Source organism: Psychrobacter sp. Ps2, assembly GCF_022129405.1.
Taxonomy (GTDB): Bacteria; Pseudomonadota; Gammaproteobacteria; order Pseudomonadales; family Moraxellaceae; genus Psychrobacter.
Genome location: NZ_JADQAM010000061.1, coordinates 257313 through 272701, shown reverse-complemented (window position 1 = coordinate 272701; position 15389 = coordinate 257313). Strand labels below are relative to the sequence as shown.

At 42.6% G+C, this 15389-nt stretch carries 9 protein-coding genes; 4 read left to right on the top strand and 5 right to left on the bottom strand.

Annotated elements, in window-relative coordinates; all coding sequences use genetic code 11:
• The 3 genes from I3254_RS12780 to I3254_RS12770 form a co-directional block, all read right to left on the bottom strand.
• The gene (locus I3254_RS12780; protein ID WP_238053123.1) at positions 1-1200 is read right to left on the bottom strand and encodes an efflux RND transporter periplasmic adaptor subunit; all 1200 of its coding nucleotides are present in this window, start codon (positions 1198-1200) and stop codon (positions 1-3) included.
• A 48-nt stretch (positions 1201-1248) separates the two neighbouring features.
• Positions 1249-2115, bottom strand: coding sequence for a YihY/virulence factor BrkB family protein (locus I3254_RS12775; RefSeq protein WP_238053122.1), 867 nt, complete (start codon positions 2113-2115; stop codon positions 1249-1251).
• A 102-nt stretch (positions 2116-2217) separates the two neighbouring features.
• Positions 2218-3876 (bottom strand): TolC family protein, encoded by a 1659-nt coding sequence (locus I3254_RS12770; protein WP_165597171.1) that lies wholly within the window; start codon positions 3874-3876, stop codon positions 2218-2220.
• A gap of 528 nt (positions 3877-4404) precedes the next feature.
• Here I3254_RS12770 and glpK point away from each other — a divergent pair.
• The 4 genes from glpK to I3254_RS12750 all read left to right on the top strand — a co-directional run bounded on the left by glpK (position 4405) and on the right by I3254_RS12750 (position 9005).
• A complete protein-coding gene (gene glpK, locus I3254_RS12765; RefSeq protein ID WP_238053121.1) occupies positions 4405-6015 on the top strand; it encodes a glycerol kinase GlpK in 1611 nt (536 codons plus the stop codon).
• Positions 6016-6274: 259 nt separating this feature from the next.
• A complete protein-coding gene (locus tag I3254_RS12760) occupies positions 6275-6787 on the top strand; it encodes a hypothetical protein (RefSeq protein WP_238053120.1) in 513 nt (170 codons plus the stop codon).
• A gap of 266 nt (positions 6788-7053) precedes the next feature.
• A complete protein-coding gene (locus I3254_RS12755) occupies positions 7054-8076 on the top strand; it encodes an endonuclease/exonuclease/phosphatase family protein (protein ID WP_238053119.1) in 1023 nt (340 codons plus the stop codon).
• Between the two features lie 236 nt (positions 8077-8312).
• Positions 8313-9005, top strand: coding sequence for a TetR/AcrR family transcriptional regulator (locus I3254_RS12750; RefSeq protein WP_238053118.1), 693 nt, complete (start codon positions 8313-8315; stop codon positions 9003-9005).
• A 116-nt stretch (positions 9006-9121) separates the two neighbouring features.
• Here the strand turns inward: I3254_RS12750 and I3254_RS12745 are convergent, their stop codons facing one another.
• Positions 9122-9898, bottom strand: coding sequence for a hypothetical protein (locus I3254_RS12745; protein ID WP_238053117.1), 777 nt, complete (start codon positions 9896-9898; stop codon positions 9122-9124).
• 155 nt (positions 9899-10053) lie between these two features.
• Entirely contained in the window at positions 10054-15372 is a 5319-nt protein-coding gene (locus tag I3254_RS12740) for a hypothetical protein (RefSeq protein WP_238053116.1), read from the bottom strand.
• Positions 15373-15389: the final 17 nt, after the last annotated feature.

The window sequence follows — 15389 nt, the reverse complement described above, 5'->3', positions numbered from 1 at the left end:
TTACTCTTGGTTCTGATTGACAGGAGTAGGATTGATACGTACGACCACACTCATACCTGAGCGGATACGGGCATCGGGCTTAGATGGTCGTGCCTTTACCTCAAAAGTACGCACATCAAAACCATCATCGTTGTTGGTCGGACGCCAAGTGGCAAAGTCTGATAGAGTCGATGTCGCATAGACGGTAAATTGTTTTGTATAAGGTTTATCCGCTGATGACAGTGCTGGGATAGTACCCGTAAATGTCTGACCAATAGCAAATTGATTTAAGTAAGACTCAGTGACGTTAAGTACCACCCATTGGTCATTGGTATCCACCAACGTCAGGAGCGGAACCCCTTGACCGATGACTTCTCCAGCACTCACGATGACATTATCAACGATACCAGCGATAGGACTTCTTAGGTTCGCTTCCTCTTTTGCTACTAACGCCTCATCAAGTTTTGCATCGACCTGTGCGACTTGTGCAGTGGCCGCTGACTTATCTTCAGTACGTGCGCCTTCTAGCGCCAGATCATACTGCAAGCGGGCTGCTTCGGTTTGGTCTTGAGTAGCGAGATATTGCGCATACGCCTCATCGCGCTTTTGTCGCGCCATCAGTCCTTCTTCGTAAAGGCGATTGACACGTTGATAGGTGTTTTCTGCCAAGTCAGACGCGGCTTTATTGGCTTGCCAAGCGGCTTTTGCTTGGGCGATTTCTTGCGGGCGCGCACCATTTTCTGCTTTGTCTAATTGGCTTTGCGCGATTTGTTTACCAGCACGTGCTTGATTAATCTTGGCATTAATCTCAGGCGAATCCATCTCAACCAATTGCTGACCTGCTGTTACCGTATCACCCTCTGTTACCATAATTTGGGCAATACGCCCTGGTACTTTTGCAGCGATAGACGTTTGCTGCATCTGCATTTGCCCTTGTAGCGTAATAACTTCTGGCTCGCTATGCGCATTACTTTTGTATAAGCCGTACGCAATCGTACCAAGGACAATCAGTATGAATAGGGCAAGTAGTGCTTTTTTCATACGCGCAGATTTGTCAGTTTTAGAGGCGCTACGATTATAAGCAGGTGTCGGTTGCTCTGGTTCAATATCAGACACGTCTTCTACAGGATCGACTGAATTTTGTGTATCTTGAGAGGTCACTGACTCGGTTGCATCAGCTGATTTATTTGAGTCGTCTGATTCGCGTGGTAATTCTGTCATGACAATGAGATTCCTAAAGCAACAAAGTTGAAAATAAAGGGTTTATTACTAGTACACTCGAAACGCATAAGGCTTGGCGTTGTCTATGGTTTCAGAATTAAAAATAGCACCAAGGGCGACGATAAATGCTGAATAATAGAGCCATAGCATAATGACCACGGCAGCTGAAAGCGCGCCAAACTCAGCACTATAATTATTAAAATTTTGCACATAAATTGAAAACAAGATGGACAATATAATCCATAAAACCGTTGCTAACGCAGCGCCCGGCATCAATTTTTTGAGGGCAACAGCATCACGATTTGGGGCTAGACGATAAAGACCTAAAAAGCTTAAGAATATGATACCCGTCAATATTGGCCACCTGCTCCAAAGCGCAATCGTCTTAGCTATCTGAGGGAAAGGAAAGTAGGCGGCTCCCAAAGGAATAATCGCGATAGAAGAGACCGCGATAATCAATACGATTACTGCTGCAAAGGTTAAGCCAACTGCGCGGATCGTGCTTTGTACAAAACTACGCTCCTGAGTGATATGAAACGCAAGGTTGATAAGAATAATTAAAGACTTGATACCTTTAGAGCCCGCATAAAGTGCGAGCAAGGACGATATAAGCAGGCTGAAAGTCAGAGCAGACGTAGTTGTAGAAACCAACTCGCTCAGACGGGAGTTAAGCACTTCATATACTGTATCAGGTATAAATTGACTCAAAAGCGAGATTTGCTCTTGCATCTCGGCGGGAGAAAACGCAAGACCATAAAACAGGACAAACACAGCCATCACGGGGAAAATTGATAAGAATCCAAAGAAACCTACGCTTGCGCAATGCGCCCAAACATTAGAATTATTGGCAATACGCCACGTTTCTAGTAACGTCTGTAGCCAGTTTTTTATCGATTTAGAGGTCAATTCTTTCATAAAAGCAGCTGTTCGTAATAGGGTTGGTAATAGTATTTTTGATGTCGACTTCATGGTAATACAAAGCATTTATCAGCACGACTTATGGTTTCTCACGTTACATCATTGCTCAGTATATAAAGTAGGCAATTGAATGTCAGCGGCATTGAGATAAGCATTAAAAGCAAGTGGCGTACCACAGCTTTGCATAAGGGCAGCCAGTGACTGTACATAGTCATTAGCAGCTTGTGCTTGTTCAGTACGTGCTTTGAGCGATTGCGTCTGTGCCTGCACCACGTCAACGGTAGTATTTACACCTTCTTGTAATCCTAAGCGACGTAGTCGTAATACTTCTGCTGCCAAATCAACATTACTTTGTAATGCTTGATAGCGTGATTGAGCATTATTGACATCGTGCCAGTTTTTTTCTACCAGTAGCAATAAATTGTCACTAACTTCAATCTCAGAGAGATCGGCCTGACGTATTTTGGCACTACTGGATGCTAGCGATGCGGCTTTATCGAGTCCGCCCCATAGTTTCCAACTGGCAGAGATACCAGCGACCCAGCTTGGATCTTTCTCTACCTGACCATAACCGTATAGTAATACCGTAGGTTTGTAGCCCGTATCTGATAGCGCATGTAACTGCTGAGCCTGTGCCCGCTTGGCTGCAACTTTTTGCAGTCCGGGATGGTTGTTTAGTGCCAAGTCCTGAAAATAGCTCACATCTGGTAGAGGGCGACTAGAGACAAACAATGGCGTGGTCGGTTTAATACGGTAGTCGGTACGTAGTAGACGCTGTAGCGCAATCATGGCTAGGCGCGCGTCATTATTCGCATTGACGGATTCACTCTTGGCATCGGCAAGCGCTGACTGTGCTTCTAGTCTATCGACACGTGAGATAAAACCTTCTTCAAACAGACGCTCGGCCATATGGTCGGTCTGTTGCAATGTATCGTAAGCGTCTTCTCGTAAGTAAGCAGCGATAATCGCTAGCTGTGCCTTAAAATAACGCTCAATTAACGTATTATAAAGCTCATTTTTATCCAGTACGCTATCAGCCATCGCTTCTTGTGTACGTGCATCCGAGGCGCCAGTCAATGCGTCTGTACGCCCAGCAGTATAAATAGGCCAAACGACACCAAGACCTGCACCCGACGTAGAGCCTGAGCGCTTGAAGTTATAAGAGTCGGGAATACGCTCACCGACCAGCTCACCAAAGTCTGGTAGGTCTGCTGTCGGAGGGACTATGTTATCTACGCCATTGTTTACTTCGTTCACGATACCGCTTCTGAGAGAAGATAAATCTATATCCTCATCTAAATGATAGGCACTGGCAGATACTCGAGCAAATACGAGCGGATTGTCGATGGTTCTGAGTGCGTCAGTTTGGTATTCGCTGGCAGCAATCGCTGCTTGATTGGCAGCAATTTTAGGTGATACTTGTACCAGCAGCTTTTGCGCTTGCTCTAAGCTCAAAAAGCTTGAGACGTCTAGTGCGTAGCTGTTATCGACTGTTTTATGTGTAATAGGGTCCACAAGCGTAGACAGTGCCTGCGATTTAGCCTTATTAGGGTTTGGTACTGTAAGAAAAGGCGCGACAGCTGGTTTATCATTCTCAGTCAGACTATTAGCATCTATGATTTGTGTCACAGCCACTGGTGTAACATCATCTGACACTTCTATACTGTCAGCGTCAGTGCTTGCGTAAGTCATGACAGGCACGCTCATGACTGCAACTGTCATCATAGCAGTCGGTAGCGCTGATAAAATGAATTTCATAAGTCACATAAGCCATTAATTAGAATGTAAGGTATTATAAAATAAGGAACAGCACCGATAGGTTTCATTGCTCAGGATATAAAGTTGCTGAACCATTATAGACTATTTGCTAGCTAGCGAAAGAATGATACTTAAATAAATCATTCATATTCTAATATAAAAATACGGCTATATTAAAAGCGCTAACAAGCGGTCATTCGTCATAAGAGGTACACTGTAGAGCCACAATGGTGACGGGTCAATGCTCAGTATTTTGCCGTTTTCTATTGTGTGACCAGTAGCGGTATGATAGAGGATTTATTTAATTTTTAAATATCTGTTTATAAGTAACAACATAGCCAACAAGGTATTTTAGATTCAAGCGATTTATTTTTAGTTAGATTTTGTTTTTAATCTCATTATGAAAGCATTTAGGCAGTAATTAACAAATAAAAAATGCTCAATAAGTAGCAATTAATAAGCATCAGTCAATGAGTAGTCACTAAATGGCTATCAAATAGAATAAATAATATTAGTAGAGGGTGTGTCATGGCAGGGTATATTTTAGCGTTGGATCAAGGGACCACGTCAAGTCGAGCGATATTGTACGATGATCATGCGCGTCCTATCAAAATGGTACAACAGCCAACGACGCTGCAAACACCAAGAGCTGGATTCGTTGAACAAGATGCACAGCAAATTTGGCAAACTCAGATTAGCTGTGCACACGATGTTATTAATCGGGCAGGACTGCTTGCCACTGACGTTACCAGTATCGCGATTACCAATCAGCGTGAGTCGATTGTGATGTGGGATAAGCAAACTGGCAAGCCACTGGCTCCTGCCATCATTTGGCAAGACAGGCGTACTGCAAATTACTGTAAGACGCTTGCTGCTGAAAGTGCTAGCAATAGTATGAATGACCCTGTGCATCAGGATGTTGATAGTATCAACATGGCACATGAAGTACAGCGTATTACAGGTCTGCGTTTAGACCCGTATTTTAGTGCCAGTAAGATCGCTTGGTTACTCGAAAACAATCCGAAGCTGAGTGTACGAGCCAGCAGAGGTGAGATAGCGGTTGGCACGATTGATAGTTGGCTGATTTATAAGCTCACAGGCGGGGAGCATGTCATCGATGTGACCAATGCTTCTCGTACATTGTTATTCGATATCCATAAGCTCGCATGGTCAGAGACACTTTGTGACCGATTTGCTATACCTATGAATATATTGCCTAAAGTACTATCGTCCGACGGTGATTTTGGCAAAACCAAAAAAGGTCTGTTTGCAAAGCAAATACCCATTCAAGCGGTATTGGGTGATCAGCAAGCAGCGCTCTTTGGACAAGGTTGCCTTGATGCAGGCATGGCCAAAAATACTTATGGCACAGGCTGTTTTATGCTGATGAATATTGGCCAGCAGCCAAAATTGAGTGAGCATAAGCTACTAACCACCATCGCGTGGCAACGTAAAACCTCGCCAATTCGTCCAGACAATTTATCATTTGACCAAATCGTACAGTCAGGCAAACGCATGCTACAACCGCCCAAAAAGGAAGTCACTTATGCCCTAGAGGGCAGTGTCTTTATGGCAGGGGCTATCGTTCAATGGCTGCGTGATAATTTGGGTATGATTCAGCAAAGTAGTGATGTCGAAAACCTAGCTCGCCAAGTGGACAGTAGCGAAGATGTCGTTCTATTACCTGCCTTTACTGGATTGGGCGCGCCTTACTGGCGTTCGGATATTAGCGCTAGCATCACTGGTATGAGCCGCGGTACTACTAAGGCACATATTGCACGCGCTGCATTGGAGGCCGTTGCCTATCAAACCTATGATGTGCTTATCGCTATGCAAAAGGACAGCCCTCATCCTTTGACTGAGCTGAGAGTAGATGGCGGCGCTGCAAATAATGATTTACTCATGCAGTTTCAGGCAGATTTGTTGGGTGTTCCGGTATTACGTCCTAGAGATACAGAGATTACGGCGAAGGGCGCAGCACTCCTCGCAGGTTTAAAGACTGGGTTATATGACGAATCGACCATGAAAGCTTCATGGCAGGTAGATCGCGTGTTTGAACCAAGTATGTCGGCTGATACTCGTGAGCGACATCTTGCTAAATGGCAACAAGCTATCAAAAGGTCTCTAATGCCGTTATAAGATTGATTTACTTAGTAAATTTATTGTGATAGTACATTTATAATTACTCAAAGTATGAGGCTGCCGTACACAAATGTGATAAAGATACAGGCTGTAACGCAAGATAATCGCAATACGGACACAGTTTACAAAATCGGCCTATCTGTCCTTACCTATAAATTTCTATACTTCAATTGGATTTAGTAAGACCGCTAGTTTTTAGCAAATAAATAATTCAATAAATAATTCAATAAATAATAAATAATTTAAGGACAATACTATGAGTAACCATGATGCTATCGATCGCAGTGAAGTAAAACATATGTCAAAAGAGACAAAAGAAGATTTAAACGCAGACATCATTACCGGTGAGCCAGGCTCACATCCAGTAGGTACAGGTATCGGCGGTGTAGGCGGTGCAGCAGCAGGTGCAGCGATTGGCACAATGGCAGGTCCATTAGGTACGCTAATTGGTGGTGCTATTGGTGCTATCGTTGGTGGCGGCGCAGGTCATGCAGCAGCAGAAGCCATTGACCCAACTCACGAAGAAGCGTACTGGCGTGCAGAGTATGCAAATGCAGATTATCATAAAGAAGAATACGATTTCGATCGTGACTTGCATCCAGCATATGCAGTTGGTTATGCGAACCGTGCTCGTTATCCAGTAGATGCTCGTTTTGAAGATCATGAAGCAGACTTAGAGCGTTCATGGCACGAGGTAAAAGGTGAGTCTCGCATGGAATGGAACGAAGCGCGTCAGGCATCACGTGATGCATGGAACCGCGTATCATAAGAAAGGTTAAATAACTAATAGAACGGTTAGGCAAACCTCTTGGCAACCAATGCATTTAGTAATTAGCTAACATTAGAGGTTGCTATACCATTACCTAAAATAGATTAATTGTATGCCTAATTCTATTAGTAAATCTACTTATCAACATTTATGCTATTTTAAAACTTCCAAGGTTTAACTTTGGGAGTTTTTTTAGGCATAAAATTTGCAACGTATACACATACGTGAATATTATGTACTATAATAATGAGAGCGATGGGGAATATATGAGTAATAACACTGAAGGCAATAAACAGTTTTATATCGCAACGGCAAACCTGCTGAACTTTGCGAACCCTAATCGAACTTATTATGAAAATGCGCCAGCTTATAACGATAAAGCCTATGAACATAAGCTACAAGGTCTTACAGATCTGTTGGCTAAAGCGCATGCTGACATTATCGCAGTCCAAGAGGTTTGGGATAGTAATGCATTAGAAGCACTTGCTGTTTCATTAGGTTTCAAGCCTGAGCATGCGGTCATTCCACTTGCAAGTAATAATAACGCCAGTATATACACCAAAGGCATGGGTGCACAGAATACACCTGCTGTCGGTATTATCAGCCGATTTGAGCAGTTAGAAACCAGTTTGCTAGAAGATATAGCACCAAAAGCCATTATTGATGTACCTGATATTGGTCCTTATCAACGCTTCAACCGTCCTCCATTAGTGTTACGTGTTGACGCGTACGGGCAGCCCATTACAATTATTACAGCGCACCTAAAAAGCAAACGTGCTTTTTTCTTACGCGACGAAAATGGTGACCTATTAGAGGACATGGACGATCCGAATATTCGAGTTCGCGCCAAGCTTCGTAGTTTATGTATGCGCGCGGCAGAAGCGGCCTCTATCCGTATGTCTATTATAGAGCGATTGCAACATACCCGTGAACCATTGATTCTATTGGGCGATATGAATGATGTCACAGGTAGCGTGACTACTCAGTTGATGACAGAAACTGGGGAGGTTAATTATGATAAAAGTATGCGTGATGTCGCACTTTTTGATGCTGCTCGTATTCAGGCACGATATGGCTGGATGAAGGATGTTGCCTATACCCATATATATCAAGGCATGCCAGAAGTTATTGACCAATTATTTGTCTCAGAAGAGTTTTTGCCTGATAGTAAGTTTTCGCTCGGTTATGTCGAGCGAGTCGATTATTTTAATGATCACTTGAAGTGGGACTATGCCGATAGAGTCACTGATCATGGTATTATAAGGGCGAAAATAAAACTCAATGATTAACTTTATAAAATTAGACGGTTAGCTCTATTAAATTGCTGAGCGTATTATTGTTTTTAACCTATTCATGTCCCTTGCTTGATGCTATACAAGCGTTTATGATGCCTCTGCATTGAATATAGTAGTGACCATATAGGCTTTATATTTTAGCCAACAGTCAACCATCCTTTATCTGAGGATAAATACTATTCAATGAAGATTATATTTATAAAATAGGGCGCAACATTAAGAGATTCACAATGAGTGATAATAAAGACGAAAAGATTGAAGATGTGTTGGTAGATTCGGAATTGGCAAAGAAGCTTGTACCTAATAAGTTTAAGTTTACTAGCCAGCAAGGTCGTGCACGTCGTCAAAAACTATTGGCTGGTGCCAAAAAGTTGAGCGAAACACATGCTATTAACGATATTACGTTAGCAGCTGTGTGTGAAGAAGCGGGCATACCAAGAGCTTCTGCTTATCATTTCTTCCCTAATATTGAAGCAATATTTTTAGCATTACGCTTTTTAAATGCGATTGAAATATTAGAGATGGTAGAGACGGTCGATATTGGTAACTATGACAGATGGCAAGGGTATCTAACGGCGCTTATCGATCATTGTATTACGATATTCCATAATGATAAAACCAAAGCCAAGCTTATCTATGATACCAACACACCTGATTTTGAAGGTGACAGCTTTGGTGAAGATATGGATCATCAAATTGTTGATCTGGTCTATAAGCGTTTGTCAGAGCGTTATGAGATGCCAAACTTCCATGATATCCAAGATACCTTGTTGATTGCTTATAGCATCGTAAATGCTATCTTTACGTTGTCTTATCGCCGTCATCAGAGTATTACTGAAGAGTATATCCAAGAAGCAAATACAGCATTTATTGCTTATTTACGTTGTTACCTACCAGAAAAGTTGCCACGTAAAAACCGATAATTGAGCTTACTTTAAACACGAAAAAGCCGACAAATATGTCGGCTTTTTTATGTTTAGTTTTTAGTATAGGATTGGAAATAATAGAGATTAATATCTCTAATAAAACAGCGACTATTCTAACGGTTAGATGTCAAATCTTGTCCACGGCAAGTATCATCGCTCGCGTCTAAAGGCGAGTACTGTTTATGATAACTGACTATTGACTTCTCTAGCGCTACATTGGTCTGTGAGTCATTGGCATTGACGTAAGCTTCGCGGGCTTGTTCAAGCCAGCGATCGGCCATACGAAAATGCATACCAGATTCGCGCCAGCCTCGCGCACATTGATTGGTTGCTGCCCAAATTAAAGCCACTTCACTCAATGCCATCTCACGTGGTGCTGATGTTATGCCATCGCCGTCTTTAAGCGCGCTTAAAGTTGCCCATAGATCAGGACGCATTAAAGCAGAGGTAGACGGAATATCTTGATACAGGCTCAAGGCTTGTACCGTATCATTATCTAGCGCTTGCAATATAGGCTCTGCCATTTCTAACGCAACTTGACCAGCGGATGAGCGGCTATTCATACTGTCTTGATGAATGGCATAGTTCAACCACGCTTGCGCTTTATAAGCGAAATACTGTTGAGCGGCTGTCTTGTCTTTTTGTTGATAGGGTTTTAACTGCGTGACCATACAATTTAACAGGCGCTGTTGTTCGCTTTGATATCTATAAGAGCGTGCTTGAGTCTGACTATCATCACGGCAGTATTTAGCCATGCTAGTTGAGTGAGCCACTTGGACAGTCTCACTCTTAGCTAAAGCTGGCTGCATAAAGGTTAACGAAAATAAAGCTGATAGTGTAACGCATATTGAGCGCTTGAAAGGTGCTGCATTGATGGATGAATCAAACATGGTGTAAACCTTATGTTAAGGTAATAAACGTTGGTATTATTTACCATTACTAGGGCTGACTTAGTTGTTTATTGAATGACAAAATAACTCATCATAAGACAAGCATGATACTGTCATAAGATTGTACTTACGACAGTATCATTAGTATCAAATAATTAAAATGCAGAATTGCTGCTTAGACGTTGGTTCTTACGTGGGTCTTCACGTTTGAATAAGTCTTCATCGAACTTAAAGCGCAATCTAAAGTAAGCACCTTGCTGAGTACTGTCGTCATAAGCAATATCTTCGTCTTCAAAGCCCATGAAGTTATAACCAAGTGATAACCAAAGGTTGGTCATTGGGCTATAACCCACTTCTGCACCAAGCATATAAGCTAAGTCATTTGCTTGATTATTCCAGTAAGTACCTGCTTGTAAACCAATATCCCAACGCTCACTGATATCATAAAGACCGCGGCCATAAACAGCATGAGCCGTGTTATCGCTGGTTAAGCTATCTGCTTCGTATTCTGTATACTTACCAGCATAACGTCCAGACAACGTCAACGGACGCGCAGGATGGTAATTACCATTCCACGACCAAACCATAGTGTCTTTTTGATAAGCGTCATCGCCAGTATTATTATCATCCAAACGATATTCGAATTTTGCAAGCATATCTAACTGATTGCTATCGTAGTCACGATACGCAGCACCTAGCTGAAAACGATTGATAGTGCGATCGCCATCACTATAGTCAGTGCGTGAATAGATGTCTTTGGCTAAGAAGGTAACCTCATCGGTATAGCGATAGGCGATACCAGCACTACCAAGTAGCGTATCACTTGTTTCGCCCCAACGTTTTTCAATACGTCCTGATGCCTTATAGTTCTCTTTGGCAAGATATTCAACACCGATACCTGCCGCTGTTGCAGTGTTACTTTCTTCACCTTCCAGAGATTCAACACGCTCAAATAAAGTGTTTAAGGTTAAACCTTCTTGAACATACCACTTGTTTTTTAGACCAATAGCTGCTTCTGCCTCACGTGCACTAATGGCATCGCGCATGCGGTATTCGCTATAAACCTTACCATCTTTCATGTAAGTCGCGTCAAAACCAACAGTGGTACGTTGACGCTCATCTGTATCATCAAGACCATAAGTACCAGATAGGCTGTTGATCAAATCATGACGAGCGTATAGACGACCCAAGTCCCCAAGTGCTGTCTCACCGCCGATAGAAGTTGCATTACGTGAGCTATTTTCGATATCTTGCTCATACTCTGCAAATACCAAGCTATTATTCAACTTAGGTAGACGAGAGGTAATACGAGCACGAACAGTCGTACCTTCAATATCCTCTTCAGCGTTACTAACGCTGCTTAACGCTGACTGATTGATGATGTCATCATTAAATAGCGTATCGTCTGTAATATCTACAACGTCTGTCGCGGCTTGAGTATTACGTGAGGCAGCAGTCGCGTCTTGTTTGTAATAACGAACCCCAATTTCACCAACGATGTTCTTGCTTAAACGATGCTCAACGCTTGCTTGCACGCCTTCGCGGCTAGCGTCAGTAGTATGCTCTTCTGTGCGTATGCCTTCTAATTTAAGAGCAGTCTGCTTATCATTTAGAGTATGAGTAACCTCTACACCAGACTCAGTACGTCCAGCAGTAAGTGGTGATGCACCAGTGACAAAACCTTCGTCAGCATCATTATAATAAGCTTTAGCTCGCGTATTTTTCTTATTATCAAAATCAAGCTCAATACGTAGTGCGTTACCTTCAACATCACTATCAGTCAATTCTGTCGCGTTGATTTGATTACTTGACTGAAAATTTGGGTTCTCAGCTTTGTTCATCGCATATTCTGCGACCAGCTTTAGCTTGTCATTGAATTTAACAACACTATTAACACTAGCCAACTCTTCTTTGTTCAATGGGTCATCGCTATTCACATAGCTACCACCGATGGCGACTTTATTCGTTAGTTGCTGCTTCGCTGCAATACCACCGACCAAATAATCTTCACCACCTTCATCAACTTCTACAGTGACACGGATATAGATAGGATTGCCCTCGATGTCTTGACTAGCAATCGGTGCCGTCAAGAATAAGCTACGGCTGATAGGGTCAATCTCATAATCGGCAAAGCGAGTAAGCGTCTCACGATTGATAATAAGCCCAGGGTTGTTGGCGTCACGAGTAATAACTTCAACCGTTTCAGAGTTTTCTAATACCGCATCGAAGTTCTCAGCCAATGGATATGGGCCTGAAACGCCCAAACCGCGAGTCTCATTTACACGTTGGCTAGTACTGGTCTCTGCTAAAAAGGCAGTAACACGAGTGTTGCTATCTTCAAATTGAGCTTTTAGACCAGTTAATGTACGGTTGTATTGACCAAGCTTGATACCTTCATCGTTATCAATTTGCGTTTTTAAATCACCATACATAGCGAACGAGCGACCTTTATCAAGGCGCACGTAAAGCTTGCTAGTAGACTGCGCATCGAAGCCTTTGGCTGATGAATCGCCATAGACAGGATAGTATTCGCCCGGATCGATATCACGGAACAAACGCTCGCCTTTTTTATCACTATCATACGCAAGCGTAAGCAGATAGTCGCCGCGTACTTTTCCTTTGAGGAACATCGCAGCACGACCAGAAGCTTTGTAATCATCGTTACCAGCAAAGTCATTTAGCTCTTGCTCAAATGCACCTTGGGCATCGGTAATGCTGCTACCGTCAAAGTCCTTTAGTGAAATAGCACCTTCTACAATACCAACAGCGAGTAGTGGACGTAATTGAGCGGTAAACTGTAACGGAATGATTTGTTTGCTGCTACCCGTGTCAATTACTAGCTCGCCCTTTCCTGGTACGCTAGGCGCAGTTACGGGTATTAACAGCTCACCACCGGATACGATTACTTGAGTGCCAGATTGGTCTTTACTGCCATCTTTTAGATTAACTCGGCCGATATTCGTATCGATAGTAATCGGAGTTGATGCAATATATGGACGACCATCACGATCTTTTAGACTAATGACTACCTGATATTCACTAATACCGTCAGCTGGTACTAGATTTTCCTGAGTACGGTAGCCGATAGCTTGTAGGCTATCAGGAGTTAATACTTTGATCGTCTGCTCAGAGATGACCTGACCATTTATATCAGTCGCAACACCGCGTAAGGTGTTCTTGCCGCGTTGTAAATCAACAGCATAGTAATCAAAAGCCGTTACATTCTGTTTTTCTTGCTCAGCAGTCTTACCTATTTTTTGTTCTGATACAGCTTTGCCGTTGGCATATAGTGTGAACACAGACCCAAGCGGTGCCTGAACCTGTACCATTTGTTTATAAGTGCTAAGCTGCTGACCTTCGTTTAGGTTGATGAAGGCAACATCGTTACTCGCCACTTCTTTTAAGTATTCTTCGAGCTCTTTTTCTACTGGCGGAGCAACAGTGGTTACCGTCATATCAACACGGCTATCTACTGGATTAACCATGTCATTAACGATAGCCGAATCACAGCTATTACCAAGGTCTAAGTCACCATTGATGTTACAACCACTAGCATCTACATTATCGGTAGTATCAGTATCATAGTCAGGATCTAAAGTCAGCTCGGTTTTTACCGCTTGCTCTAACGTGTCATTTTTAGCTTCTACTAATTTGCTACGAGCAATTAATTCAGCGTTTAAGCGCTCAGTGCTATCTGCCATGCCACCAACGATTGCAAAATCCGCACGATGTAATTCGCCGTATTTCAAATCAACAAAACGACTACCGGCATCACCAGCATTGCGATTGCTTTGGGTAACCAGCTCAGTTTCTCTAGGAATAGTAGTACGATCAATTTTTAGTACGTGTGTTTTTGCACTGATACCATAGAAGTTATATTTACCTTCAGGATCAGTCACGATGAAGTTGCCGTTCTCCATATAGATACGTACACCAGCGACACCAAGTTCGCCGTCTTCTTTTTGCTGAATACCATCGCGGTTGATATCGTGATAGACCTTACCGACGATAATACCATCAGTATTCATAAGGCCACGTTCTACATCAATCTTCCACTGCGCTTCTCTTGAGCCGACGCTTTGACCTTGGTCATTTCTAGCAACGGCGGTGGCGCGGTTGATACCATCGCCGCCTAGCGATGACGCACCGATAAGCACACGATAAGTAACTTTTTTACTTTCGCCAACTGCCATATTTCCTAAGTTCAATACCTGATATTTACCATCAGCTTTAAACTCAGTGGTCTGCGCTTGGTTGATATCAATATCAGTCATTGGACTAACACGTACACTATTCTCAACGTAGTCAAAACCACGTGGTAATGCATCTTTTAGTTGTACATCGTAAGCAGTAGATTTACCGCTATTTTTGATTTCGATGGTATAGCTGACATAATCACCAAGCTCTGCAGTTTTGACATCGCTTTCTTTAGTGACGACTAGGCTTGCATTATTATCGATGATGTTTACTTGAGAGCTCAGATCATCGACACGTACAGTAAGATCGCTATCATTTGGTAGCTGATCAGCACCTGTGCCAACAGAAGGATCGATACAAGCTGTTAGCTCAGCAGTCAACGTATCATCGACCAATGTCTGAATCATTTTATCGTCAATAGCATTGGCGTTGTTTTGTGTCGGTGCAGTTAGACGATATTTGCCTGTATTATTACCAGTTTCAATTCCTTTAAGAGAGTAGGTGTCACCTGTTGCAGGAGACTTAACGGTAATCCATACTTGATCAGGTTTATCAGATTGCACGTTACACTGCGCATAACTGGCATCAATATAAACGTTGTCACCGATTTGCGAGTCGGCTTTGGTACCATCAAATTGAGGGGTAGTAAATTTAATTTCAGGTTCGATAATAAGTAGTCTATCGATTGCTTCGACAGCTGCTATTGATCGGTCTTCTAATATGATAGCGCCAATTTTTATGTCGGCAGTATCGCCATCTTCACCGCTGGCATCTGATAGAGCCTGTACGATAAGCTGAATACTCTCACTCTGACCAAGTTTGATCTGAGCTCTCAGGTTATCGAGCATGATTTGTCGATCTTCTGAATCGACCTCACCATTATTATTAAGGTCTTGATAGACCTTTAAATTAGAGACAGTTGGTGATATAGCAAGTGTCAATTCAACAGTTTGATCACTATAGCTGGTGTTACTCAGTACGTTGACCCAACTTACCTGTGTATTAGGCATGACTGTGCGTAAAGCATGCTGAGTTAAGTTAATACCATATTCAGGTAAGGCAGAGGCTTTGACTTGTACTTGGTTTGAAATGCTATTCTGTTTGATAGAATCAACGTCATAAGCTGCATTAGCAATGTTATTGATAGTTTGTACAAGAGTGGTGGGTGCAGCAAATGCCATATTTGATTGCATAAGCAACATTGCAGCCGTCAGCGCAGAGATCTTCGCTGTATGCAACGTAGTACGATTAGACGGTGTCATAATTGATAGAGTCATATGTCGCTTATCCAATA